Genomic DNA, 25,578 nt, shown 5'->3' with positions numbered 1-25,578 from the left:
CAGCATGCCGAAACCCTCGGCGGACACCGGCGGGCCCCGTCCGGGCGCGGTGGCGCTCTACCGCACGATGCGACTGATCCGCCGCTTCGAGGAGCGCTGCATCGAGCTGGTGAAGGCGGGCGAGATCGTCGGCGGCATCCACCCCTCCATCGGCCAGGAGGCCGTGGCCGCCGGGGTGTGCGCTGCCCTGCGCCCCGACGACGTCATCACCAGCACCCACCGCGGCCACGGCCACGTCCTGGCCAAGGGTGCCGACCTGAACCGCATGACGGCCGAGCTGATGGGCCGTACGACGGGCCTGAACAAGGGGCGCGGCGGCTCCATGCACGCCGCCGACGTCGGCCTCGGCATCCTCGGTGCGAACGGCATCGTCGGCGCGGGCGCCCCGATCGCGACGGGTGCCGCGTGGGCGGCGGCACGCGCGGGCGCCGACCGGGTCGCCGTGAGCTTCTTCGGCGACGGAGCGGTCAGCCAGGGCGTCGTCCTGGAGTCCCTGAACCTGGCGTCGCTGTGGCGGCTCCCGGTCCTCTTCGTGTGCGAGAACAACGGCTACTCCTCGACGGCCACCGTGGCGGACATGGTCGCGGGCACGATCGTGGGACGCGCCGTCGCCTTCGGGATTCCGGCCGAGTCGGTCGACGGCATGGACGCCGAGGCCGTGGCCGCCGCCGCACGGAAGCACGCCGAGCGGGCCAGGGCGGGCGGGGGACCGGCGTTCCTGGAGTGCGCCACCTACCGGTTCGACGCCCACCACACCTGGGAGCACCGGTCGTTCGTGCGCTACCGCACCCCGGAGCAGGTCGACGAGGGGCGCCGCCGCGACCCCGTGCGGATCCAGGGCGAGCGGATCCCCGACGCCGAGCGCGCCCGCGTCGACGACGAGGTGGAGGCCGCCCTCGAAGAGGCGGTGCGCTTCGCGCTCGACAGCCCGAAGCCCGACCCGGCCGGCGCACTCGACCATCTGTACGCGACGGGCCTCAGGCCCCGGGCGGGAGTGAGCACCCATGCCTAAGCTCGGCTATCTGACCGCGCTCACCCGGGCCCTCGGCGACGAGCTGGAGCGGGACCCCGACGTCTGCGTGTTCGGCGAGGACATCCGGGTGGGCGTCGCCAACGTGACCAAGGGTCTGGTGCAGCGCTTCGGCCCGGAGCGGATCGTCGACACCCCGCTGTCGGAGCAGGCGTTCACCAGCTTCGCCACCGGCGCGGCCCTGTCCGGGCACCGCCCCGTCATCGAGTTCCAGATCCCGTCACTGATGTTCCTGGTCTTCGAGCAGATCGCCAACCAGGCGCACAAGTTCTCGCTCATGACGGGCGGTCAGGTGAAGGTGCCGGTCACCTACCTGGTGCCCGGCTCCGGCTCCCGCACCGGCTGGGCGGGCCAGCACTCCGACCAGCCGTACAGCCTGTTCGCGCACGTCGGCCTGAAGACCGTGGTGCCGTCGGGCCCCGCCGACGCCTACGGCCTGATGGTGTCGGCGATCCGTGACGACGACCCGGTCGTGGTGCTCACCCCGGCGGCCTCGTCGATGACCTTCGAGAGCGTGCGCCTCGCCGATCTCGCGCCCCTGCCGCTCGGCGTGGGACATGTGGTGCGGCCCGGGGCGGACGTCACGGTGGTGGCGGTCGGCCAGTTCGTGGGGCAGGCCGTGGAGGTGGCGGAGGAACTGGCCGACGAGGTGTCGGTGGAGGTGTTCGACCCGCGCACGGTGTACCCATTCGACTGGCAGGGCCTGGCCGCGTCCGTACGGCGCACGGGCCGCCTCGTCGTCATCGACGACTCCAACCGCTTCTGCGGGCTCGGCGCCGAGATCGTCGCCGTGGCCGCCGAGGAGATGCGCCTGCTCGCACCGCCGCGCCGGATCACCCGGCCCGACGGCGCCGTGCTGCCGTTCGCCCTGGAGCTGGACCGCGCGGCCCAGCCGCACCGCGACCAGCTGGTGACGGCCGTTCAGCAGGTGTGCAAGGAGGGGCGCTAGCGGCGGGGAGAGGGAGGCCGGTGGCCTGAGGGGTGGGCCGGGCGCAGGTCGGCGGGGAGCCGCTAGCGTTCCCCGCCCGGCGCGCCCGCCCGCAGGCCGTCCATGACGAGGTCGAGCAGGCGCCCGGCCCGCGGCTGCCACTCCTGGTGCGGGTCGATCTGCCACAGCCCGGCGATGGCGAGCAGGAAGTCGTCGGGGGTGACGCCCGAACGGATCGTGCCCGCCTCCTCGTTGGCGTCGAGCAGGAGCGTGATGGCCGACGTCAGCGGGCCGTGCGCCACGCTGATCAGGGTGCCGTGGCTGGTGGTCGCCACCCGCATCGCGTCGGCGAGGCCCACCTTGGTCATCGCGTACCGGGCGAGGTGGTCCATCCATTCCCGCAGCGCGCACTCCGGCGTCCTGGTCTCCAGGAGGCGGGCGGCCGCGTCGGCCACCTGCCGTACCTCGTTCCGGTAGACCTCGAGGACGAGTGCCTCGCGGCTCGGGAAATGGCGGTAGAACGTCCCCTGTCCGACGCCGGCCTTCTTGGCGATCGCGCTCAGCGGGGCGTCGCCGGACCGCGTCAGCTCCTCGAGCGCGACAGCCAGGATGCGCTCGCGGTTGCGCTGCGCGTCCGAGCGCAGGGGTGTCTCGCGCTTCTCCCGCACTCGTCGTCCTCCAGTCGGTCGGGGGGCGCGCGTCCCGCGCCGGGCCAGGAACGGCCTTGCTAAGCGGACAGGTGTCCGCTAAATTTCCCGGGGTAACGGACAGCTGTCCGTTTGAGTCCACTCCACCATAGCGTCAGGTGTGGCCGGATGCAGACGGCCGGTGACACCTGCCCCCGTCAGCGCTCGGAATCCGCACCCAGGACGCCTGCCCCGAAGACCTGAGGAGACGCCGCAGCACGCGGCGCCCACCCCTCCGTCCCGGCCCGGCCGCCTCCCCACACCCACGTCAGTTTCCGGACACCGCTCGCCCCCCGAAGCTCCCCTTCCCGCGCCGGCCCAGCACCCCGGCGTCCCTCGCGCACCGCACCAGCACTCGCGAAAGAAGGCCGACCATGGCTCCACCGACGCCCGGCGCCACCACGACGTCCAGCGGCATCACCCTGAACGTCAACGGCGAGAAGCACACCCTTCCCGTCGACCACCGCACCACTCTGCTCGACGCGCTGCGCGAGCGCCTCGACCTGACCGGCACCAAGAAGGGCTGCGACCAGGGCCAGTGCGGTGCCTGCACGGTCCTCGTCGACGGTCGCCGCAGCCTGTCCTGTCTGCAGCTCGCGGTCGCCGCCGACGGCCGCGAGATCACCACCATCGAGGGCGTCGCCGACGGCGACCGGCTGCACCCGGTCCAGCAGGCCTTCCTCGACCTCGACGGCTACCAGTGCGGCTACTGCACACCGGGCCAGATCTGCTCCGCCATCGCGGTCATCGAGGAGCACGCGGCGGGCTGGCCGAGCGCCGCCACCGCCGACGTCGGGGCCGAGACGGCGCCGCCGCTCGACCCGGACGAGATCCGCGAACGCATGAGCGGCAACCTCTGCCGCTGCGGCGCCTACGTGTCCATCGTGCGGGCGGTCGCCCGCGCCGCCGAGGAGATGCGGTCCGCAGGCGAGACGCGGACCGCGGCGGTCAAGGAGGCGGCGGCATGAGGGAGTTCGGATACGAGCGCGCCCACGACGTCGCCGGAGCGGTCGCCCTGCTCGGCGCCGACCCCGAGGCCCGCTACCTGGGCGGCGGCACCAACCTCGTCGACCTGATGAAGTCCGGCGTCGAACGCCCCGCGCTCCTCGTCGACGTGCGCGAACTGCCCCTCGACACCGTCAAGGTGACGGCCGACGGCGGCCTGCGCGTCGGCGCGACCGTCACCAACAGCGACCTCGCCGCCCACCCCGAGGTCCGCCGCCGCTACCCCGCGCTCACCCAGGCCGTCCTCGCGGGCGCCTCCGGGCAGCTGCGCAACATGGCCACCGTCGGCGGGAACCTGCTCCAGCGCACCCGCTGCGGCTACTTCACCGACACGGCCAGGCCCTGCAACAAGCGCGTGCCCGGCAGCGGTTGCTCCGCCCACGACGGCGAGCACCACAACCACGCGATCCTCGGCGCCTCCGCACACTGTGTCGCCACCCACCCCTCCGACATGGCGGTGGCACTCGCGGCCTTCGACGCGGTCATCGCGTACGAGACCGCCGACGGACCCGGCGAGACACCCCTCGCGGACTTCTACCTGCCCGTCGGCGACACCCCGCACCGCGAGACCGCGCTGCCGCCCGGCGCCCTGATCACCGGCATCACCCTGCCGCCCGCCCCTGTCGCCGCCCACTCGCGCTACCGCAAGGTCCGCGAGCGCGCCTCGTACGCCTTCGCCATCGGCTCGATCGCCGCCGCGCTCGACGTCCAGGACGGCGTCGTACGCGACGTGCGGCTCGCCTACGGGGCGGTCGCGTCGCGGCCGTGGCGCGCGCGGGCGGCCGAGGCGGCCCTCACCGGCGGACCGGCCACCGCCACCGCCTTCGCGGCCGCCGCGGACGCCGAACTGGCCGCGGCCGAGCCCCTGTCCGACAACGGCTACAAGGTGCCGCTCCTGCGCAACCTGACCGTGGCCCTGCTGAGCGAGCTGACCGAAGCGACCGAGGGGGCCGCCCGATGACCACCGCCACCGGAACGACCCGGGGCAAGGGCGCCGTCGGCGCCGCGCGCACCCGCATCGAGGGCCTCGCCAAGGTCACCGGAGAGGCCCGCTACTCGGGCGAGGTGCCCTACGCCGAACTCGCCCACGGCTGGATCGTCGTGTCCACCGTCGCCCGCGGCCGCGTCCGCTCCGTCGGCGACGAGGCCGTCCTGCGGATGCCCGGCGTGCTCGCCGTCCTGCACCACGGCAACGCGCCCCGGCTCCAGGAGAACTTCGTCGGACAGTTCGGGCCCGACCCGGTCGCGGAGATCCTCCAGCGCGACCGGGTGCCGCACATCGGCTGGCCGGTGGCGTTCGTCGTCGCCGAGACCTCCGAACAGGCCAGGGAGGCCGCCGAGGCCCTGGTGGTCGAGTACGACACCGAGCCGCACGACGTCGACTTCCACGCCGACCACCCCGCGCGCTACACGCCGGAGGCCAGCGCCATGGGCCCCGCGGTCACCGAGAAGGGCGACCTGGACGCCGAACTCGCGGCGTCCGCCGTGCTCGTGGACGAGCGCTACAGCACGCCCGAGCAGCACCACAACGCCATGGAGCCGCACGCGGCGATGGCCCGCTGGGACAACGGCCGCCTGGAGATCGTCGACTCCAGCCAGGGCACGTTCGCGACGGCGGGCGAGATCGCCGCGCTGTTCCAGCTCGACCCGGCGTCGGTGCGGGTGCGCTCCGAGCACATCGGCGGCGGCTTCGGCTCCAAGGCCATGGCCCGCGCCCACAACGTGCTCGCCGTGATGGCGACCACCGTCATCGGCCGCCCCGTGCGCGTTGTCATGACCCGCCGTCAGATGTTCTCCCTCATCGGCTACCGCAGCCCCACCACCCAGCGGGTCAGGCTCGGCGCCGACGCCGACGGGCGGCTGCGCGCCTTCGACCACGACGGGGTGTCGCTCACCTCGACCCTGACCGAGTTCGTCGAGGCGAGCAGCGCGTTCGGCCGTGCCCTGTACGACGCCGACGCGCACCGCACCGCCAATCACGTCGTGCCGCTCGACGTGCCCACGCCGACGTTCATGCGCGCGCCGGGCGAGGCCCCCGGATCGTTCGCCCTGGAGTCCGCGTTCGACGAGCTGGCCGAGAAGTGCGGCCTGGACCCGATCGAGCTGCGTGCCCGCAACGAACCCACCGTCGGGCCCGTCACCGGGCTGCCCTTCGAGGACAACGACCTGCTCGCCTGCTTCCGCGAGGGCGCCCGCCGCTTCGGCTGGGCCGACCGCGACCCGCGCCCCGGCGTACGCCGCGAAGGCCGCTGGCTCATCGGCACGGGCACGGCGGGAGCCACCTTCCCGGCCGGCGCCGCCCCGTCGACCGCCGCGGTCACCGCCGAGGCCGACGACACCTTCACCGTGCGGATCAACGCGGCCGACGTCGGCACCGGCGCCCGCACCGCGCTCACCCAGGTGGCGGCCGACGCCCTGGACGTGCCGGTCGAGCGGGTCCGGGTGCGGATCGGTGACAGCGACCTCGGCCAGGCCTGGCTGTCCGGCGGCTCCATGGGGACGCGTTCGTGGTCCTGGGCCGTCATGGCCGCCATCACCGAGCTGCGTGAACGCCTCGCGCTCGGCGCGGACATCCCGCCGGAGGGCATCACGGTCCGCTCCGACACCACCGACGCCATCGGCGCGCAGGCCCAGCTCGAACGGCACTCCTACGGCGCCCAGTTCGCCGAGGTCGCCGTCGACGTCGGCACCGGCGAGGTGCGGGTGCGCCGCATGCTCGGCATCTTCGCCGCCGGACGCATCGTCAACCCCCTCACCGCCCGCAGCCAGCTGGTCGGCGGCATGATCTGGGGTCTGTCCATGGCGCTGCACGAGGAGGCCGTCAGGGACCGCGCTTCGGGCGGCCTCGCCAACGGCGACCTCGCGGGCTACCACTTCGCCGCCAACGCCGACGTGCCCGTCGTCGCGGCGGACTGGATCGGCGAACCCGCCCCCGGCGACCCGGTCGGCATCAAGGGCATCGGCGAGATCGGCATCGTCGGCGGCGCCGCGGCGATCGCCAACGCGGTCTGGCACGCCACCGGAGTCCGCCACCGCGCGCTGCCCATCCGCCCCGACCGCGTGCTGAGCGCGGGCACCGGGCCCGAGGGGCGGACCGGTGCTTGACATCGCCGACGAGCTGCGCCGGTGGGTCGCGGAGGGCCGCGAGTTCGCCGTGGCCACCGTCGTGGCCGTCGGCGGCAGCGCGCCGCGGCCGCCCGGCGCCGCCCTCGCCGTCGACCGCGAGGGCACCGTCATCGGCTCGGTGTCCGGCGGCTGCGTCGAAGGCGCTGTCTACGACCTGTGCGCCCAGGCACTCGACGACGGCCACAGCGTCCTCGAACGCTTCGGATACAGCGACGACGACGCCTTCGCCGTCGGCCTGACCTGCGGCGGCGTCATCGACATCCTCATCACCCCGGTCGGCGCCGACGCCCCGGACCGCCCCGTCCACGCGGCCGCCCTCGCGGCGGCCGCCGACGGGGAGACCGCGGCGCTCGTCCGGGTCGCCCGCGGCCCGGACGACCTGCGGGGCCGCGCGCTCCTCGTACGGGCCGACGGCATGTACGAGGGCGGGCTCGGCGGGGACCTGCGCCTGGACCGCACCGCGGCCGCCGAGGCGCGGGCGCTGCTCGACGCGGGCCGGACCGGGACCGTGGAGGTGTCCGAGGACGGCGCGCACTGTCCCGGCGGGCTCACCCTGCTCGTCGAGTCGAGCGTGCCGCCGCCGCGCATGATCGTGTTCGGGGCGGTGGACTTCGCGGCGGCGCTGGTGCGGGCGGGCAAGTTCCTCGGCTACCACGTGACGCTGTGCGACGCCCGGCCCGTCTTCGCCACGGCCGGGCGCTTCCCCGAGGCCGACGAGATCGTCGTCGACTGGCCGCACCGGTATCTGGAGCGCACCGACACCGACGCCCGCACCGTGCTGTGCGTGCTCACGCACGATGCGAAGTTCGACGTGCCGGTCCTGGTGGACGCCCTGCGGATGCCGGTCGCCTTCGTCGGCGCGATGGGCTCGCGCCGCACCCACGAGGACCGCAACGCCCGGCTGCGCGAGGCCGGGGTCACCGAGGACGAGCTGGCCCGGCTGCACTCGCCCATCGGGCTCGACCTCGGCGCGCGCACGCCGGAGGAGACGGCGCTGTCCATCGCGGCGGAGATCGTCGCCAAGCGGCGGGGCGGGACGGGGGTGCCGCTGCGCGGGGCGCACACACCGATCCACCACGACGCGCTGGCGGCGTGAGGCCGCCTTCGGGGTCGACCGCTGTGGGCAGTCGTCCAGTGGTGCCGTGGGTGAGCCACACGTCAACGCGGCCCGCGCAACGTCACCGTGAAGCTCCGCCCGTACGCGTGGCGCGTGGCGACGTCGATCCGGGTGCCCCCGGCCACCGCCCGCACCCGCACCCCCTCGTCCGCCGTCACCGGCCGCAGCCGTCGCCCCCGCAGCAGCACGCTGACCGTGTCCCGGACCGTCGTCGGGTCGGACACGGCGACGGACGTGAGGGCGGAGCCCGGCGGGCGGCGGACGAGCAAGGACGACGGGCCCTCGACGCGCAGGGCCCCGACCTCGTGGCGGCCCGAGGCGAAGGTGTTGAGGGCCGTGAGGCCCAGGCCGCGGTGGGACACAGCCTGCGCGCGGGGGGAGTTGGCGAGGACGCGCAGGGGCCCCTTCGCGTACGACCGCAGCCGGGCCTCGTCCGCGTGCGGCACCAGCGCGTAGGCCAGGCGGATCGTACGTGCCCCGGCCGCCTGGTCCACCGACACGCAAAGGACCTGGCGGGTCACCGCCGTGTCCGGGTTCGCGGTGCGCACGACGCGGCGGCTGCGCGTCACCCGGTCCAGGGCGACCCGCACCGGCGGCGCGTCGAGGAAGAGATAGCCGACGGCGCTGCCCTGCGTGGCGTTGGCGTACCGCAGCCAGCGCAGCTCCGCCGTGCCGGGCCCCGACCAGGGCCGCCCGTCATCGCGCACCCCCGTGACCGACACCGCGTCGTCCGGCGCCGCGATGCGCGCGTCGACGGCCGTCGTCACCGCGCGCCCCGCCGGATCCCCGACCCCTGCCGCGAGGACGACGATCTCGTCGTCGAACAGGAACCACGACTTGGTGGCGGCCGCGTTGCGGTGCACCACGAAGTCGTCCGGCAGCAACTCCCGGTCCTGGAAGGCGACATCGCTGGACTGCACCATCCCGGCCGCGCCGTACGCCCCGAGGACCGCGCCGCCGGAGTGCGCGTGGGTGCCGCGCGGGAAGTACACGTAGGTGTTCTGCGACTCCGACGAGGAGGTGAAGTTCAGTGGGTGCCCGGGGTTGTCGTAGTAGGGCTTGCCGTACAACTCCGGTACTGTGCGCCGCTGTTCGACCGGGGCGGTGACGCCCGCGAGGGCGTACGGCGACACCGTGGTGAAGTAGTCGACGCCGTACGCCCGGGTCTGGTCCTGACCGGACAGATAGAGGTAGTGCGCGCCCTCGCCCTGGAACCAGGGCATCAGGTTCTCGCCGTTCATGTACTCGTACTTGCTGATCCGCGCCGAGCTGCGGGACAGCGCGAAGGCGTAGCCCGGTCTGCGGTGCACGGTCTTGTCCATCGCGTTGAAGGCGACGCTGCGCGCGGCCGGATTGAGGTCGGCCGCGGGGACGGAGGCGTCGGCGAGGATGTCGGCGTACCGCACGACGCTGACCGGTGAGACGAAGCGGGCGGGGTCGAGCGTGGCGCGGGAGGTCTCGCGGATGTGCTTCACATAGCCCTTCAGGGCCCTGGCCACGGTGCCCTCGGCGAGCGAGGACAGGTCGACGGCGGCCTCGACGACGACGGCGACGTCCGTGTAGCCGGAGTCGGTCCGCGACACCGCGCGCCCCTTGACGATCTCCATCATCCAGCCCTCGAAGATCAGCGGCGCGAACCCGTTCCGCACCCACCCGTGCACCACCGGCACCAGCTCCTCGCCGTGCGCGAAGCCCGTGCCGTCCAGGATCTTCAGGGTCTGCACGACCCGCGTGAGGAGCCCCTTGCCGTAGGAGCCGGTGTACGCCACGGAGGCGTGCTGGATGAAGGAGCCGTCGGCGTAATAACCGTCCGTCACACCGTGGTTGAGGTGGTACGGGTCGATGGTGGCGAACACCGTCAACTGGTCGGTGAGGGCCTTGCGGATGCGGGCGGTGTCGTCGAGCAGCGCCCCTTGCAGGACGCGGTTGGTGGTGATGTCCGCGAGGTTCGCGCCGGTGTGGAAGCGCGAGTCGAGGTTCACGTCGCCGTCCTTGCCGTTGCGCAGATAGGCGTCCATGGAGGCGACATAGGTGCGCACGAGGTCCGGGCGCTGGGCGAGCACCTCGTCGTACAGCAGGACCAGGGTCTTGCTGACCTGCTGGGAGATGCCGATCTCCCAGTGGAACCAGTTGCCGTAATAGCCCTTCGACTGATCGCCGTAGTACCGCTCGTGGAGCCACACCAGGCCGTCGAGCACCCGCCGCCGCGCGGCCGCGTCCCCGTACAGGCCGCCGCCGTGGACACGGGTCGCGAGGGCGATCTCGTACAGCCACCGGTAGGCGGTGTGGAGGTTCGCGTCGTCCGTGCCGAGGGCCAGACCGGCGAACAGCTCGCCCGCGCCCGCGTCGTCCATCGCCTTCAGGTTCGTCCGCGCCGCCCTGCCGACGGCGGCGATCTTCGCGGCGGTCTCGGGCCGAGCGTTGGACTCCGGCGTCCCGGCGAACACCGCGGCGGTGTTCGCGCGCAGCCGTGCCACCCCTGCGGCAGCGGCGGCCGCGCTCACCGGGCCCGCCGGGACCACGGCGAGCAGCCCCGCCGCCGACAGCGCGGAGAGCAGACGTCTGCGGGTGATGTCCATCAGGCTTCCTCCGCCCGTGAGGTGGCGCTCCGGCGGGCGGAGTCAAGCAGAAGCCCCGACCCGCAACAAGAGGGCTCGCTCGGTCGATCGGCCCTGCTGGGCGGAGTCCACCGATGCGCCGCGAACCGGGCACCTGGGTGCTCCATCCGTGTCAGGCTGATCCCGATGACTGGGGATCGCACGCTCGGGGGGATTTGTTGACGCCGCGCAGGTTGCTGTCGTTCGGGGACGCACTGAAGCTCCTGGGCGGTGATCCGCCCGCTGTGGCGGCGCTCGACCGCGCCCTCGGCGGCGCGCTGAATCTGGCCACCGGCGGGCTGAGCGGCGGCGTGCTCGGCATGTTCGACGCCCGGGGGCGGGTCCTCGGCCTGGGGCGCGACGCGTGGCGCGGGCTCGGAGAGCGCCTCGGGCGCACGGACGGCCGGGTGGAGCGCACCGCCGTCCTGGAGGCGGCCCACACCGTGATCGTCGTCCTCGCCTTCTTCGACGCCCTGGAGAAGGCGGAACTGCCCTTCTCCCTGGACGAGGTGGCGCTGACCGGCCGCGAGCAACTGCTGGTGGCCGGCGGCGGGCTGCCCTCGGGCGAGGGCTTCACGCAGGACGCGGCCCAGGTCGACGCGCCACGTCCCGCGCCGCACCTGCCCTACGAGAACCACATCGGCGAACTCCACGCCTGGTACGAGCACTTGGCGATGCGGACGCTGGACTTCCTGCGGGGGCTCGCCGTGTGGGAGCGGCTGGACGACACCGCCGGTGACGCGGCCGCCGACACCGTGCGCTCCGTGGTGCCGGGCCTCGCCCTCCAGGAGTACGAGGCGCTGTACGCGCGGCTCGTCCTCGAAGCGCCGGAGTTCGCCTTCTGGTCGGGCCGGATGGAGCACCAGGCCACGCGCGCGGAACTGCGCAGGGCGCTCGCCGGTCTGGAGCGGGTCCTGGCCGCGAGCGCCGCACTGCGCGAGCGCCCCGTGGACGTCGCAGGGGCCCTCTCCCGTGCACACCAGTCCGCGCTGGAGCAGCGGATCCTCGACGCCCAGGAGGCCCCCGAGGGAATCCTCGTGCCGACCCTGGCCCAGGCCTACCTCGACCCCGACTTCCGGGTGCGGGCCGTGGACGGGCAGGGCAGCCCGGCGGACGAGGAGTGGTGGGCGCGCGCCCCGGTCCGGCGGGACCTCACCGAGTACCTGGCCGGAGCCCTGACATCGGAGGGCCTGACGGCCGCCCCGCTCCTGGTGCTCGGCCAGCCGGGCGCCGGCAAGTCCGTGCTGATGCGGATCCTCGCGGCCCGGCTGCCTGCGGCGGGATTCCTTCCGGTGCGGGTCGCGCTGCGGGACGTCCGCGCGGACGACGAGGTCCAGGACCAGATCGAGCAGGCCATCCGCGAGGCCACCGGGGAGCGGGCCACCTGGCCCGACCTGGTGCGCTCGGCGGGCACGGCCGTCCCGGTCGTGCTGCTCGACGGCTTCGACGAACTCCTGCAGACCACCGGGGTGCACCAGAACGACTTCCTGGTGCGCGTCGCCCGCTTCCAGGAGCGGGAGGCGGAGCAGGGGCGTCCGGTCCTGGCCGTGGTCACCAGCAGGACCGCGGTCGCCGACCGGGCGCGCTATCCCCCGGGCACGGTCGCGCTGCGCCTGGAACCCTTCCAGGAGGAGCACATCAGGCTCTGGATCGAGCAGTGGAACCTCACCAACGCCATGAACTTCCAGGCCATGGGCCTGCCACCGCTCACCTGGGCCGCCGTCGCACCGCACCGCGCCCTCGCCGGGCAGCCGCTGCTCCTCACCATGCTCGCCCTCTACCAGGCCGCGGGCAACGACCTGCGGGGCGAGGACGACCGTCCCCTGGACGAGGCCGACCTCTACGAGGCGCTGCTCGGCTCCTTCGCCCGCCGGGAGGTCTGGAAGGACAGCCGGGTCTCCGACCGCGAGGTGGAGCAGCGGGTCGAGGAGGAGCTGGAACGGCTCTCGCTGGTCGCCTTCGCGATTCTCAACCGGCGGCGCCAATGGGTGTCGACGGCCGAGCTGGACGAGGACCTGGCGGCGCTCATCGGACGGCCGTCGACACGGCACTCCGGGCTCCGCGCGCCGCTCGGGCAGGCCGAAGCCGCCTTCGGGCGCTTCTTCTTCGTGCAGCGCGCGCAGTCGATCAGGGACGGCCGGACCCTGTCCACGTACGAGTTCCTGCACGCGACGTTCGGGGAGTACCTGGCGGTCCGCCTCGCCGTGCGGCTCGTGTCCGGGCTCCTGGACCACCGCCCGGTCCTGTCGACGGGCCGCGAGCCGCTCAACGACGACTTGATGTTCGCCCTGCTCTCCTTCGCGCCGCTCTTCTCCCGGCAGATGCTCCGCTTCGCCCGCGCCCGCGTCGAGCGTCTCCCGGCGGCGGAGCGTGCCGCCCTCGGACAACTCGTCATACGGGCCATGGGGGAGCGGGAGCTGCGCGCCGAGCAGCCGTACGCGACGTATCTCCCGCGACGTATCCGCGTCGCATCGCGGCACGGGATCTACAGCGCGAATCTGGTGGTGCTCGCCCTGCTCCTGACCGACGGCGCGACGGCCGGCGAGCTGTTTCCTTCAGGGGGCGACGTGGGCAGCGCGTGGCACCGGCACGCGCTGCTGTGGCGGTCCTCCCTCAACGAGGCGGAGTGGACCGACCTCGCGATCTCGCTGCGTGTGCGGCGGACCCGGCAGGGGCACGAGCGGGATCTCGAAGTGGCCGTCCAACGCGGAGAGTTGGCGGCCCCGGAGCCCGTGGACGCCTACTGGCTCTACCGGGCCCCCTGGGAGGAGGGACACACAGTCTGGCACCGCACGTACTGGAACGAGATCTGGCACAAGATGGATGTCTCGGCCGGGACGAACGACGGTGTCGCGCTCCAGGCACTGCGGCCGTTGTTCGAGTCCCTTGGGCCGTTGGTGACCACGTTCAGCGGTGGCGGGACGGGACCCGCGACCTCTACCGTGCACGACCTGTTGCGATTGTGGCTGAGAGGCCCGGAGCTGGCCGCCGAGGAGATCGTGGAGCTGTACCGCAGGATCGGTGCGGCCGTGCCGGTCCTCAGCTTGCCGTCGGCGGCCGCCCAGCGTCTCACGCTCGTCCTGAGAGCGCTGATCGACCGGGACCTGCCCCGGCTCGATCCGGAGCAGTCCGTGGAACTCTTCAGGGGGCTGGCGGTCGATTGTTCCGGAGTGATGGCGTCCCTGATCGTTGATCACCTCAGGATTCATCACCGTGACCTGTACAACAGGTTGAACCACAGCCACGACGACTCATGAGCTCTTCGGCAGCCCCCGCGGATTCACCTCCGAAGCGGGCACGGCCTCGTCCGAAAGGCCCCAGCGCCTGAGCACCTGCCCGTAGGTCCCCTCCTCGATGAGGTGTTCCAGCGCCTCGTGGAGAGCCTTCACCAGGCCGTTGTCCTTCTTCGTGGTCGCGGCGATCTTGCCCTGGAGCCCGTCGCCCGCGCCGGAGAAGCTGCCGATGACCTCGGTCTTGCCGGTGCTGAGGGCGTGGTGGGCGGCGACGGGGTTGGGGCCGAGGTAGGCGTCGATGCGACCGGAGCCGAGCGCCAGGTAGTAGTCGCTGGTGTTCTGGAAGTACTTGATGTCGGTGGCCTCGCGGCCCGCCTTCACGTTCTGCTTGCTCCAGTCGACCAGCAGCTTCTCCTGGTTGGTGCCGGAGGAGACCCCGATGACGCGGCCCGCCACGTCCTTGGCCCCCTTGACCTTCCAGCCGCGCCCCTTCTTCGCCTCGAAGGAGATGGTGTCGAGGCGGTAGGTCGCGAAGTCGTACTTCTCCTTGCGCTCCTCCGTGACGGTGATGTTGCTGAAGCCGACGTCGTACTTCCCGCTGTCCAGGCCGACGAAGATGTTCGCCCAGTCCACGGCGTGCGCGCGCACCCGCAGGCCGAGCACGTCGGCGACGAGGTGGGCGATGTCCGTCTCCACGCCGATGACGGTCTTGTCATCGGTGGCGTAGAACGTCAGCGGCGGCACCGAGCCCGCCGACGCCACCACTTCGAGGGTGCCCCGGTCCCGGATCCGCCGCGGCACGAGCCGGGCGATGGCGTCGATCTTCTTGGCTCTGACGCGTTTCTGGTCCGGGCTCAGATTGACCTTCGCACCCTTGGCGCCGGGCGCGGCCCGGCCCGCGTTCTCCGTGCCCTCGTCGTCGGGCGTGCCGCAGGCGGCGGTGGTGAGGGCGAGGGCGGATGCGAGGGCGAAGGTGAGGGTGGAGCGGCGGGTGAGGGGGGTGGTGCGGGTGGGCACGGGGGACTCCTCGGGGAGGGCAGGGGAGGGGGAACGGGGCCCTTACAGGACCTTGGACAGGAACGCCTGGGTGCGTTCGTGCCGCGGGTGGTCCAGGACGTCGCCGGGCGGGCCCTGTTCGACGATCACTCCGTCGTCCATGAAGACCACCGTGTCGGCGACCTCGCGGGCGAACCCGATCTCGTGCGTGACGACGATCATCGTGGTGCCGGCCCGGGCGACGTCCTTGATGACGTCCAGGACCTCCCCGACCAGCTCCGGATCGAGGGCGGACGTCGGCTCGTCGAAGAGCAGGACCCGGGGTTCGAGGGCGAGCGCGCGGGCGATGGCGACCCGCTGCTGCTGGCCCCCGGACAGCTGCCGCGGAAAGGCGTCCGCCTTGTCCGCGAGCCCCACCCGGGCGAGCAGCGCCTCGGCCCGCTCCTTGGCCTCGGCGCGCGGCCTGCGCAGCGCGGAGACGGGGGCCTCGGTGATGTTCTCCAGGACCGTGAGGTGCGGGAACAGATTGAAGTTCTGGAAGACGAAGCCGATGCGGGTGCGCTGGCGCAGGACCTCCCGCTCCTTCAGCTCGTACAGCTTGTCGCCGCGCCGCCGGTAGCCGACCAGCTCCCCGTCGATGCTGACCGAGCCGCGGTTCAGCTTCTCCAGGTGGTTGATGGCGCGCAGGAGCGTGGACTTGCCGGAGCCGGACGGGCCGATGACCACGGTGACCTCACCGGCGCGCACCTTCAGGTCGATGCCGCGCAGCACCTCGTGGGTGCCGAAGTTCTTGTGGACGCCGCGGATGTCGACCATCACGGGGCTCGTGCTCATCGGTTCTCCCGGTGGGGCTTGAGGGACGTGAGGGTCCCGCGTTGCTTGAGGTTCGTGAGGGTGTGGGCGAACGCGCGGGCGCGCTGCAGGGGCGTGGGCGGGGGAGTGCGGTCGGCGCCGCGCGCGAAGCGCCGCTCCACGTAGTACTGGACGACGGAGAGCAGCGTGGTGAGGACGACGTACCAGGCGGTGGCGACCATGAGCAGCGGCACCACCCGGCCGTTGCGGCCGTAGATCACCTGCACCTGGTAGAACAGCTCGCCGATCGCCATCACCGAGACGATCGAGGTCCCCTTGAACAGCGAGACGATCTCGTTGGCGGCGTTCGGCAGGACCGAGCGCATCGCCTGCGGCAGCACGATCCGGCGCAACTGCCGCAGGCGGGGGATGCCGAGCGCGGCGGCCGCCTCCAACTGGCCCGGCTCCACGGCGAGGAAACCCCCGCGCAGGATCTCGGCGGCGTACGCGGCCTGATGCAGCGCGAGGCCGATGACGGCGGCGGACATGGCCCCGACGAGATGCATGGTGCCGAAGCTCCACACGACCGGGCCGAAGGGGATGCCGATCCCCAACTCCTCGTACAGATAGGCGAGGTTGAACCAGAACAGCAGCTGCACGATGAGCGGGATGGAGCGGAACGCCCACACGTACAGCCAGGCGACGCCCGAGAGGAGCGGGCTCCGGGAGAGCCGCATCAGGGCGATGACCAGGCCGAGGGCGAAGCCGAGCGCCGTGCCGTACACCGTCAGTTGCAGCGTCACCCAGACGGCCCGCAGCACGCTGTCGGCCAGCAGATAGCGGAAGAAGACGTCCCACTCCCACGCGGGGTTGGTGACCAGACCGTGGGCGAACTGCGCGAGCAGGACGAGGACGGCGATGCCGGTGGCCCAGCGCCAGTAGTGGCGGGCGGGAACGACGACGGGGTCGGCCTCGACGGCGGTGGTCGGCGGCGCCGGCGGGGCCGTGGCGAGCGGGGGTGCCCCGGCGCCCGGCTGGACCCCGGCACTCATGGCCGCTCCCCGGCGGAGTCCAGCTGCTTCTCGAACGGCAGCGGCCCGATGGACTCCGGATCGGCCCCGGTGTCGAAGAGGGGCGTGTACCCGGTGGCCAGATACAGCTCGCGGGCCTCGGGCTGGCGTGGCCCGGTGGTGAGGTAGGCGCGCCGGTAGCCGCGGGCCGAGGCCTCGCGTTCCAGCTCCGCCACGACCCGCCGCGCGAGCCCGCGCCTGCGGTGCGCGGAGTGCGTCCAGATGCGCTTGAACTCGGCGGTGCCCGGGGCCTCGTGGCGTCGGAAGGCACCCCCGGCCACCGCCTCGCCGCCGGCCACGAGCAGCAGGAGCGCGCCGTGCGGCGGCGCGAACTCCCCGGCCGGATAACGCAGCAGCTCGGCGTGCGCGTCCTTGCCGTAGCGGGCGGCGTACTCGTCGCCCAGCTCGCGCAGCATCGGCCGCACCAACGGATCGCCCACGGCGGCGCGCACCACCGTGAGGCCCGGGTGGGCGGGCCCGGCGACCGACGTCATCCGGCCACCGCCAGACCGCTGAGCGTGCGCTCCAGCGTCTGCGGTCCGCGCTCGGCCCGCTCCCGGTCGCGCTTGGCGACCTCCTCGCGGACGATCGGGATGACGTACCGGCCGAAGTCGATGGCGTCGTCGAGCAGGTCGTAGCCGCGGGCGGACAGGATGTCCACGCCCAGGTCGTAGTAGTCGAGCAGAGCCTGTGCGACGGTCTCCGGGGTGCCGACCAGGGCGTTGGAGTTGCCCGCGCCGCCGGTGGCCGCGGCGGTCGGCGTCCACAGGGCGCGGTCGAAGCGCTCGCCCTGCTCGGCGATGGCGATGAGGCGCTGGGAGCCGGTGTTCTCGGGGGATTCGGCGGAGTGGCGGCGCGTGAGGGAGGGCCCGCCCGCGCGCTGCTCGCGGATCGCGCCGACCGTGCGGTGCGCCTTCTCCCAGGCCAGCTCCTCCGTCGGCGCGATGATGGGCCGGAAGGCGACCTGGATCCGCGGCAGGTCCGCGCGCCCGGCCGCGCGGGCGGCCCGTCGGACCTCCTCGATCTGCTCCGCGGTCTGCGCCAGCGGCTCGCCCCACAGGCAGTAGATGTCCGCCTCGGCGCCGCCCGCCGCGTACGCAGCGGGAGACGAGCCGCCGAACGAGACGCCGGGGTGCGGCTCCTGAACGGGAAAGACATCGCTGACGAAGTCCTGGAACCGGTAGTGCTCGCCCTCGTGGTCGAAGGCCTCCCGCCGCGTCCAGACCTTCTTCACGATCTCGATGTACTCGCGGGTGCGGGCGTAGCGCTCGTCCTTGGTGAGCGTGTCACCCTCGCGACGCTGCTCGTGGTCGCTGCCGCCGGTGATGAAGTGGACGGTGAGCCGCCCGTCGCTGATCTGGTCGAGCGTCGCGAACGTCCGCGCGGCGTACGTCGGGTACGACACGTTGGGCCGGTGCGCGAGCAGGATCTGCAGCGAGTCGACCTTCGCCGCCAGATACCCGGCGGCGGCCGCGGGGATCGGCGAGCCGGATCCGTACGCGAACAGGACCCGGTCCCAGCCGTGGTCCTCGTGCGCCCGGGCGAGCCGCAGGGTGTACTCCTTGTCGAAGGAGACGCCGGAGCGCGGCGTTGTCTCCGAGCCGTCGTTGGTCGCGGCGATGCCGAGGAACTCCACGGGCATGACAGGGCCTTTCGTACGCGGATGAGCGGCCGCGGCCGTGTGGGGGCACGACCGGGCACGGTGCGGTGACGCGGGAGCGCGGGAGAGGAGAGAGAAAGAAGGGTGGGCCGCTCAGACGGCCGACTGCCGGGTCAGAAAGAAGGACACGCGGCCGACCACACCCGACAGAAGTCGATGTGGCCGCGTGAGACCAGCGGCAGTGAGGGGAACATGCGAACAGTTGAGCACCGGACTTTCGACCCCGTCAACGACGCGGAGGCGCCACCGGGGCGCTGCCACACGGTGTTCACACGGCCGTAGCAGCCGCGGACCGAGGGCGTGAAGAACCCGGCGCCGGGCACACAGAAGTGCCGCCGCACCCGGAGGGACGACGGCACAGCCGCGCACGCTCAGTGGGCTACATCAACCCATCGGCCACCGCCCCCAACGACAACGCCGGCAGGAAGTTCAGCAGGGCCAGGACGATGGACGCCGCCGTCGCCAGGACCACGAAGTTGGGGCCCTGGGCGCGGAGGGTGCCTACTGTGACGACGCCGGGTTGTTGCTTCGCGAGGCGGCCTGCGAGGGCGAGGACGCAGGCCATCGGGAGGTAGCGGCCCGCCGACATCGCGACCACCATCAGGAGGTTGTGGAAGTCGGTGGCGCCGTTGAAGCCGGCCATCGAGCTGCCGTTGCTGTTGGTGTTGCTGGTGTAGGCGTAGATCAGCTCGGTGAGTCCGTGGGCGCCCGGATTGCCCATGGAGGACTGGCCGTTGCCGGTGGCGAGGGCGAAGCCCGTGCAGCTGAGGATCACCGTCGGCGGGATCAGGGCGTACACCACGACCCAGCGCATCTCGGCGAAGCCGATGCGCTTGCGCAGGTACTCGGGGGTGCGGCCCACCATCAGACCGCCGATGAAGACGGCGACGAGGACCACGACGATCAGGCCGTACAGACCGCTGCCCGTGCCGCCCGGCGCGATCTCGCCGAGCATCATCGCGGAGAGCAGCACGCCGCCGCCGAGGCTGGAGAAACTGTCGTACGCGGAGTTCGCCGCGCCGTCCGCGGAGCCCGTGGCCGCCACGCCGAACAGCGTGGAGCCGGGGATGCCGATGCGGGTCTCCGTGCCCTCGTGCTGGCCGCCGACCGCCTCGGTGACGGTGCCGGTGTGCGCGCTCTGGGCGATCGAGCCCGCCGCGAGCAGCAGGCCGAAGAGGATGCCGACGACCGTCAGGAGCGTCCAGCTCTGCTTGAGGCCGCCGATCATCCGGCCGAACATGCGGATGCAGGCCGTCGGGATGACGAGCATCAGGACGATCTCGAACGCGTTCGTCCACGCCGTCGGGTTCTCGAAGGGGTGCGCGCTGGAGGCGTTGAAGACGCCGCCGCCGTCGCCGGAGAACAGCTTCACCGGCTCCCACGACGCGACCGGGCCGTCCAGCAGCGTCTGCTTGGCGCCCGCGACCGTGTCCACGGTGTGCCCGCCGCCGAGACTCTGGATCACGCCGCCCGCCATCAGGACGAGGCCGCCGACCACCGCGATCGGGACGAGGACGCGGAAGATCGTGCGCAGCAGGTCGACCCAGAAGTTGCCGAGGTCGTCGGTGGAGCGGCGGGTGAGGCCGCGGATCAGGACGAGGGCCACGCAGATGCCGACCGCCGCCGACGCGAACGCCTGCACGCCGAGGCCCGCCATCACGGCGAGGTGCCCCGTCGTGGACTCACCGGCGTAGTTCTGCCAGCTGGTGTTGGTGGTGAAGGACACCGCCGTGTGCAGCGCGAGGCGCCACGGCATGCCCTCGTGCCCCGTCGACCAGGGCAGCTTGTCCTGGAGGGAGAACAGCGCGAACAGTGCCGCGATGCTCATGAACGTGAAGGCGAGCAGGGCGGTCAGGTAGTTCCGCCAGTCCTGCTCCTTGTCGGGGGCGATGCCGCAGACGCGATACACCGCCCTCTCGACCCGTCCGTGCCCGCCCCCGTCGAGGACGCGGGCCATGTAGTCACCGAGGGGCACGTGCAGGCCCACGACCACGGCGAGGACGAGCGATGCCTGGATCCAGGCCGCCATGGTCAGGCTCCCTGCTGCGAAGAGGAGGACGACTTCACGGGGTACGCGCGGTCGAGGGCGATGTTGAGCTTCACGACGTTCACGCCCGGCTCGCCGAGCACACCGAGCGAACGCCCGGTCGTGTGCTCGGAGATCAGCTCGCGCACCGCGTCGGTGTCGGCGCCGCGCTCACGGGCCACGCGCGGCGCCTGGAGCTTCGCGTACGCGGGGCTGATGTGCGGGTCGAGACCGCTGGCGCTCGCGGTGACCGCGTCCGCCGGGACCTTCGGGTCGGCGGGGGCGTCGCCGCGCACCGGAACCGTCAGCGCGCGGCCGTAGTCGGCGCCGGACGTGGCGCACTCGACGTCGACGCCCTTGTACGTGGACCGGAACGGCTTCGCCGGGCAGGCCTGGTTGAGGCTGACGACCCGCGTGACGCGGCCGGTGGTGCCGTCCTCGCGGAAGACGCCGAGGACCGCGCCGACCCCGTCGGGCGTGCAGAACGGCCGTGCGCCGTCCACGCCCTCCAGCTCGCCGACGGCCTTGCTGCGCCCGCACACCAGCGTCAGGAGGCTCGGCTTGTCCTCGGCGTCCACGACGGACTCGGGGCCCTGGTTGCCCGCGCCGGACGCGGCGCCGTCGTAGCCCGTACCGGCGTTGGAGGGACGGGACTGGAAGTACCTCGTGAGGGGTTCGCCCTTGGCGTCGGTGAAGGACTGGCCGATCAGCGAGCTGCCCGCGCCCTTGCCGTCGGCGCCGGTGACCCTGGAGCCCTCGGCCCGGCCCGTGAGGCCGGGCACCTGCGCGGCGGCCGTCAGGACCAGCGGGTAGGCGAGGCCCACGAGCAGGGTCAGGACGAGCACGACGCGCACGGCGACGGTGTTCCGGGCGAGCCAGGGCGGCAGGTGCTTGTTCATGGTCAGACCCCTGGGACGAACTGGACGAGGGCGAAGTCGATGAACTTGATGGCCAGGAACGGCGCGACGACGCCACCGAGGCCGTAGATCCACAGATTGCGGGTCAGCAGGGCCGACGCCGACGAGGGCCGGTAGCGGACGCCGCGCAGCGCGAGCGGGATCAGCGCCACGATGACCAGCGCGTTGAACACGACCGCGGACAGGATCGCGGACAGCGGCGAGTGCAGGTCCATGACGTCGAGGCGGCCGAGTCCCGGATACACCACGGCGAACATCGCGGGCAGGATCGCGAAGTACTTCGCGATGTCGTTGGCGATGGAGAACGTCGTCAACGCGCCCCGGGTGATGAGGAGTTGCTTCCCGATCTCGACGATCTCGATGATCTTCGTGGGGTCGGAGTCGAGGTCGACCATGTTGCCGGCCTCCTTGGCGGCCGACGTACCGGTGTTCATCGCCACACCGACGTCCGCCTGCGCGAGGGCCGGGGCGTCGTTCGTGCCGTCGCCCGTCATCGCGATGAGCTTGCCGCCCGCCTGCTCCTTCTTGATGAGGGCGAGCTTGTCCTCCGGCGTGGCCTCCGCGAGGAAGTCGTCGACGCCCGCCTCGTCGGCGATGGCCTTGGCGGTCACCGGGTTGTCACCCGTGATCATCACCGTGCGGATGCCCATGGTGCGCAGCTCGTCGAAGCGTTCGCGAAGCCCCGGCTTCACGACGTCCTTCAGGTGCACCGCACCGAGCACCGTCGCGGTCCCGTCGGCCGTCAGCTCCGCCACCGCCAGCGGCGTGCCGCCGGACGCGGACACCTGGTCCACCGCTCCGTCGAGCGCGTCCGGGACCGCGCCGCCCTGCTCGCGCACCCACGCCGCCACCGCCGACGCCGCGCCCTTGCGCAGCCGCCGCCCCGACGGCAGGTCGATGCCGGACATCCGAGTGGTGGCGGAGAACGGCACCCACTCGGCGCCCGTCGCGTCCCGGGTCTCCTCGACCACCGCGTGGTACTCGGTGTTGGCGAACTCCACGATCGAGCGGCCCTCGGGCGTCTCGTCGGCGAGGCTGGACAGCAGCGCCGCCGCCGCGAGCCGGTCCGCGGGCACCGACCCCACCGGCAGGAAGGCGCTCGCGCGACGGTTGCCGTAGGTGATGGTGCCGGTCTTGTCGAGGAGCAGCGTGTTCACGTCGCCCGCGGCCTCGACGGCACGGCCGGACACGGCGAGCACGTTGCGCTGCACGAGGCGGTCCATGCCCGCGATGCCGATGGCGGAGAGCAGCGCGCCGATCGTCGTCGGGATCAGACAGACAAGCAGGGACACGAGGACGATGCCGGTGACGCCGTCGGCGGTGAGCGCCGCGGTGTCGTGCGACGCGCCCATGGCCTCCTTGGAGAAGATCGCCATCGGCTGGAGCGTCACGACCGCGACCAGGAAGACGAACGTCAGCATCACCAGGAGCAGGTTGAGGGCCAGCTCGTTGGGCGTCTTCTGCCGCCCCGCGCCCTCCACCAGGGAGATCATCCGGTCCAGGAAGCTCTGCCCGGGCTCCTGGGTGACGCGCACCACGAGCCGGTCGGAGAGCACCCGGGTGCCGCCCGTGACCGCGCTGCGGTCACCGCCGGACTCGCGGATCACCGGCGCGGACTCACCCGTGATGGCGGACTCGTCGACGCTCGCCGCGCCTTCGATGACATCGCCGTCACCGGGGACCAGCTCGCCCGCGGGCACGGCCACGATGTCGCCGCGACGGAGCTCACCGGCACCGACCTCCTCCTCGACGTAGCCGCCCGGCGCGGCGCCGGGCTCCCAGCCCACGAGGCGGCGCGCCGTGGTCTGCTGCCGGGTGCGGCGCAGCGAGTCGGCCTGCGCCTTGCCGCGGCTCTCGGCGACCGCCTCGGCCAGGTTGGCGAAGAGGACCGTCAGCCACAGCCAGACGGTGATCAGCCAGCCGAAGCCCGAGGGGTCGAGGATCGCGATGCCCGTGGTGAGCGCGGCGCCGACCTCGGTCACGAACATGACCGGGTTGCGCAGCAGGGCAACCGGGTTGAGCTTCCGCAGCGCCTGCGGGAGGGCCCGCCACAGCTGCGTCGGATCGAGCATTCCGGCGCCGATCCGGCGCGGTCGCCCGGGCTCTTCGGGCGGTACGGACGCCGCGGGCGCGGGCCGTACCTGTACGCGGGCTGTCATCAGAAACGCTCCGGCTCGATGAGGGCCGACACGAGGTGGGCGAGCAGTGCGACGGCCACGATCAGGCCGACGACGGTTTCCACGGACATCACGAGAGACCTTGTCTGGTGCGGACAGTGGGGGCCCTCCGCCGGACCGGTCCGGCGGAGGGCGTGGTGTGCGGAGGGAGCGCGGGACGGCGGGCTAGAGGCCGACGTCCCTGCGGCTCATGTCGTCCAGGGACTCGCGGCGCACCAGCGTGCGCGCGATCCCGTTCACCACGGCGACCACCGGGGGACGGCCGACGAGGTTGTAGCCGGAGGCCATCGACAGGTGGTACGCCCCGGCGGCGGGCACGGCGATCAGGTCACCCGGCCGTACGTCCCCGGCCAGCGGCACATCGTCCGCGAGGACGTCACCGGCCTCGCAGTGCCGGCCGACCACCGTGACGAGGTCGGGCGGCGCCACCGAGTGTCTGCCGATCAGACGGGGCGCGTACCGCACCCCGTACAGCGCGGGCCGCGGGTTGTCGCTCATGCCGCCGTCGACGGCCACGAAGGTGCGGGTGCCGGTGCGCTTCACCGCGAGCACTCGGTAGACGACGACTCCGGCGGGGCCCACCACCGCGCGTCCGGGCTCCAGCGTGAGCCGGGGCACGGTCAGGTCGGCGCGGTGGCAGCCCTCCTCCAGCTCGGCGCGCACCCGGCCGGCGAGCACCGGCACGTCGAGGGTGTCCTCGCCGGGGCGGTAGGCGATGCCGTGCCCGCCGCCGATGTTCAGCTGGGGGAGCTGGACGCCGTGCTGGTCGCGGATGCGGGCGAGCAGGCCGGTCAGGCGGCGGACCGCGGCGAGGTAGGGCTTGACGGTGGTGATCTGCGAGCCGATGTGGCAGTGCAGGCCGACGAGTTCGAGGCGGGGCTGGGCAAGGACGCGGGCGACGGCGTGCTGCGCGGAGCCGTCGGTGATGGACAGGCCGAACTTCTGGTCCTCGGTGCCGGTCCGCACCTTGGTGTGCCCGCCCGCGGCGATGCCCGGCACCACCCGGACCATGACCCGCTGGCGGGAGCCCGCGGGCACGATCGCGGCCAGGCGCGCGATCTCCGAGGTGCTGTCGACCACGATCCGGCCGACACCGAGGCGCACGGCGGTCTCCAGGTCCTCCGGGCTCTTGGCGTTGCCGTGCATCACGATCTTCTCGGGCGGGAACCCGGCGGCGGCGGCGAGCGCCAGCTCACCGGCCGAGCACACGTCGAGCCCCAGGCCCTCCTCCTGCACCCAGCGCACCATGGCGCGGCACAGGAACGCCTTCGCGGCGTAGACGATGTCGGCCTCGGGGAACGCGGTCCGGTAGCTGCGGCAGCGCTCACGGACCTCCGTCTCGTCGAGTACGTAGACGGGGGTGCCGAAGCGGTCGGCGGCCTCCGTCAGCGAGACCCCGCCGACGAGGACGTCGGCGTCGGCGGCGGGGGTCGCCGAGCGGGGCCACACGGAGAGGCCGTCGCGGTCGGCGGTGGTACCGGCGGCGGAGGTGTCCGGCCCGACGGCCGGGGTGGAAGCCACGGAAACAGTCATGACGCCTCCTCAGCCGTTCAGCGGGTTCAGGGCGGGCACGCCGGACAGCGCGGACAGTGCGGGGGGCGCGGACGGCGCGGAGGCGGTGGGGCCGCTCTGCCGTGCGGCGGTCCGCGGCCGGGCGGCACCCGCGTGGCGCGGGTCCCGGTCGCACCGCGGGTCCCGGGCGGTGCCGGTGGCCGCGGGAGCGGAGAGCTGGGGGTCGACGGTGACCGTGGTGACGCCCAGCGGCACGGCGAGGGCGCGCAGCGCGGGCTCGGCGAGCCGGATCCAGGGGTGCCCCGCGCCGAGGGTGGCGGCGAGCCGGGCCTCGGAGGTGAAGCCGACGGCGGTGCGTTCCCCCAGGGGGGTGCGGAAGAACCGGGCCGCACAGCCCGTGGTGCCCGACCGGACCGGTACGCAGAGAACGTGCCGGAGTCCGGCCGGTCCGGGTTCGGAAGGCTCCGGGTCCTCGGTGGGCTCGAGTGGAGACATGGTCGTGCTCCTCGCAGGTGGTGATGTGCGCCGACCGGCCGGGCGGCCGTTCGTGCTGCCGGTGACGCTATGCCCGCTGGTCGGGGGCCCGGCCACCGCGCATACGGGGGCTTGACGCCGAGGGGGGCGGCCGTAACGCGATGCTGACGGGGTGGGGGTGCGGGTGGGGGTCTCGCCGGGGGTGGGAAGGCCGGGTGGGGTGTCGCGCCGC

General features: G+C 72.9%; 20 protein-coding genes. 7 read left to right on the top strand and 13 right to left on the bottom strand.

Annotated features, from left to right (window positions below; genetic code table 11):
• Positions 1 to 4 precede the first annotated feature (4 nt).
• A complete protein-coding gene (locus AB6L24_RS02400) occupies positions 5 to 1,012 on the top strand; it encodes a thiamine pyrophosphate-dependent dehydrogenase E1 component subunit alpha (RefSeq protein WP_405651515.1) in 1,008 nt (335 codons plus the stop codon).
• Positions 1,005 to 1,979, top strand: coding sequence for an alpha-ketoacid dehydrogenase subunit beta (locus tag AB6L24_RS02395; protein WP_405651512.1), 975 nt, complete (start codon positions 1,005 to 1,007; stop codon positions 1,977 to 1,979). Before AB6L24_RS02400 ends, AB6L24_RS02395 begins: the two co-directional genes overlap by 8 nt.
• 62 nt (positions 1,980 to 2,041) lie before the next feature.
• Here AB6L24_RS02395 and AB6L24_RS02390 read toward each other — a convergent pair whose 3' ends face one another.
• The gene (locus AB6L24_RS02390; protein ID WP_087887035.1) at positions 2,042 to 2,626 is read right to left on the bottom strand and encodes a TetR/AcrR family transcriptional regulator; all 585 of its coding nucleotides are present in this window, start codon (positions 2,624 to 2,626) and stop codon (positions 2,042 to 2,044) included.
• A gap of 392 nt (positions 2,627 to 3,018) precedes the next feature.
• Here AB6L24_RS02390 and AB6L24_RS02385 point away from each other — a divergent pair, with 392 nt between their 5' ends.
• Genes AB6L24_RS02385 through AB6L24_RS02370 form a run of 4 tightly spaced genes read left to right on the top strand, consistent with a single transcriptional unit; the run spans position 3,019 to position 7,871 of the window.
• On the top strand, positions 3,019 to 3,612 hold the full coding sequence (locus tag AB6L24_RS02385; RefSeq protein ID WP_405651510.1) for a (2Fe-2S)-binding protein: 594 nt from the start codon (positions 3,019 to 3,021) through the stop codon (positions 3,610 to 3,612).
• Positions 3,609 to 4,610 (top strand): FAD binding domain-containing protein, encoded by a 1,002-nt coding sequence (locus tag AB6L24_RS02380; protein ID WP_405651508.1) that lies wholly within the window; start codon positions 3,609 to 3,611, stop codon positions 4,608 to 4,610. The genes AB6L24_RS02385 and AB6L24_RS02380 overlap by 4 nt, the downstream gene beginning before the upstream one ends.
• The gene (locus AB6L24_RS02375; RefSeq protein WP_405651506.1) at positions 4,607 to 6,754 is read left to right on the top strand and encodes a xanthine dehydrogenase family protein molybdopterin-binding subunit; all 2,148 of its coding nucleotides are present in this window, start codon (positions 4,607 to 4,609) and stop codon (positions 6,752 to 6,754) included. The genes AB6L24_RS02380 and AB6L24_RS02375 overlap by 4 nt, the downstream gene beginning before the upstream one ends.
• Complete coding sequence (locus AB6L24_RS02370; protein ID WP_405651503.1) at positions 6,747 to 7,871, top strand: XdhC family protein; 1,125 nt, start codon at positions 6,747 to 6,749, stop codon at positions 7,869 to 7,871. The genes AB6L24_RS02375 and AB6L24_RS02370 overlap by 8 nt, the downstream gene beginning before the upstream one ends.
• Before the next feature lie 62 nt (positions 7,872 to 7,933).
• Here AB6L24_RS02370 and AB6L24_RS02365 read toward each other — a convergent pair whose 3' ends face one another.
• Positions 7,934 to 10,471 (bottom strand): polysaccharide lyase family 8 super-sandwich domain-containing protein, encoded by a 2,538-nt coding sequence (locus tag AB6L24_RS02365; protein ID WP_405651500.1) that lies wholly within the window; start codon positions 10,469 to 10,471, stop codon positions 7,934 to 7,936.
• 197 nt (positions 10,472 to 10,668) lie between these two features.
• On the opposite strand from AB6L24_RS02365, the gene AB6L24_RS02360 reads away from it, so the two are divergent.
• Entirely contained in the window at positions 10,669 to 13,746 is a 3,078-nt protein-coding gene (locus AB6L24_RS02360) for a hypothetical protein (protein ID WP_405651498.1), read from the top strand.
• Here AB6L24_RS02360 and AB6L24_RS02355 read toward each other — a convergent pair.
• The 11 genes from AB6L24_RS02355 to AB6L24_RS02305 all read right to left on the bottom strand — a co-directional run bounded on the left by AB6L24_RS02355 (position 13,741) and on the right by AB6L24_RS02305 (position 25,367).
• Positions 13,741 to 14,739, bottom strand: coding sequence for an ABC transporter substrate-binding protein (locus AB6L24_RS02355; protein ID WP_405651495.1), 999 nt, complete (start codon positions 14,737 to 14,739; stop codon positions 13,741 to 13,743). The two genes, AB6L24_RS02360 and AB6L24_RS02355, sit on opposite strands and share 6 nt — an antisense overlap.
• A 42-nt stretch (positions 14,740 to 14,781) precedes the next feature.
• The gene (locus AB6L24_RS02350) at positions 14,782 to 15,552 is read right to left on the bottom strand and encodes an amino acid ABC transporter ATP-binding protein (protein ID WP_405651493.1); all 771 of its coding nucleotides are present in this window, start codon (positions 15,550 to 15,552) and stop codon (positions 14,782 to 14,784) included.
• The gene (locus tag AB6L24_RS02345) at positions 15,549 to 16,562 is read right to left on the bottom strand and encodes an amino acid ABC transporter permease (protein WP_405651491.1); all 1,014 of its coding nucleotides are present in this window, start codon (positions 16,560 to 16,562) and stop codon (positions 15,549 to 15,551) included. The genes AB6L24_RS02350 and AB6L24_RS02345 overlap by 4 nt, the downstream gene beginning before the upstream one ends.
• Positions 16,559 to 17,074 carry a GNAT family N-acetyltransferase gene (locus tag AB6L24_RS02340; protein ID WP_405651489.1) on the bottom strand — a complete coding sequence of 172 codons (516 nt, stop codon included), beginning with the start codon at positions 17,072 to 17,074 and terminating at the stop codon, positions 16,559 to 16,561. The genes AB6L24_RS02345 and AB6L24_RS02340 overlap by 4 nt, the downstream gene beginning before the upstream one ends.
• The gene (locus tag AB6L24_RS02335) at positions 17,071 to 18,222 is read right to left on the bottom strand and encodes an LLM class flavin-dependent oxidoreductase (protein ID WP_405651486.1); all 1,152 of its coding nucleotides are present in this window, start codon (positions 18,220 to 18,222) and stop codon (positions 17,071 to 17,073) included. The genes AB6L24_RS02340 and AB6L24_RS02335 overlap by 4 nt, the downstream gene beginning before the upstream one ends.
• 397 nt (positions 18,223 to 18,619) lie before the next feature.
• Positions 18,620 to 20,269 carry a potassium-transporting ATPase subunit KdpA gene (gene kdpA, locus AB6L24_RS02330; protein ID WP_405651483.1) on the bottom strand — a complete coding sequence of 550 codons (1,650 nt, stop codon included), beginning with the start codon at positions 20,267 to 20,269 and terminating at the stop codon, positions 18,620 to 18,622.
• A gap of 2 nt (positions 20,270 to 20,271) precedes the next feature.
• Positions 20,272 to 21,165 (bottom strand): potassium-transporting ATPase subunit C, encoded by an 894-nt coding sequence (locus AB6L24_RS02325; RefSeq protein WP_405651480.1) that lies wholly within the window; start codon positions 21,163 to 21,165, stop codon positions 20,272 to 20,274.
• Positions 21,166 to 21,167: 2 nt separating this feature from the next.
• Positions 21,168 to 23,342, bottom strand: coding sequence for a potassium-transporting ATPase subunit KdpB (gene kdpB, locus AB6L24_RS02320; RefSeq protein WP_405651477.1), 2,175 nt, complete (start codon positions 23,340 to 23,342; stop codon positions 21,168 to 21,170).
• Entirely contained in the window at positions 23,342 to 23,431 is a 90-nt protein-coding gene (gene kdpF, locus AB6L24_RS02315; RefSeq protein ID WP_405651475.1) for a K(+)-transporting ATPase subunit F, read from the bottom strand. Before kdpF ends, kdpB begins: the two co-directional genes overlap by 1 nt.
• A gap of 94 nt (positions 23,432 to 23,525) precedes the next feature.
• Positions 23,526 to 24,893: a diaminopimelate decarboxylase gene (gene lysA / locus AB6L24_RS02310; RefSeq protein ID WP_405651471.1), complete on the bottom strand. Its 1,368-nt coding sequence runs from the start codon at positions 24,891 to 24,893 to the stop codon at positions 23,526 to 23,528.
• 9 nt (positions 24,894 to 24,902) lie between these two features.
• Positions 24,903 to 25,367 (bottom strand): SAV_915 family protein, encoded by a 465-nt coding sequence (locus tag AB6L24_RS02305; protein ID WP_405651468.1) that lies wholly within the window; start codon positions 25,365 to 25,367, stop codon positions 24,903 to 24,905.
• Positions 25,368 to 25,578 lie beyond the last annotated feature (211 nt).

This window comes from Streptomyces sp. RK9 (assembly GCF_045070545.1).
Lineage (GTDB): Bacteria > Actinomycetota > Actinomycetes > Streptomycetales > Streptomycetaceae > Streptomyces > Streptomyces alboflavus.
Note: the sequence above shows the minus strand (reverse complement) of the source record. Positions and strands in the feature narration are given on the sequence as shown.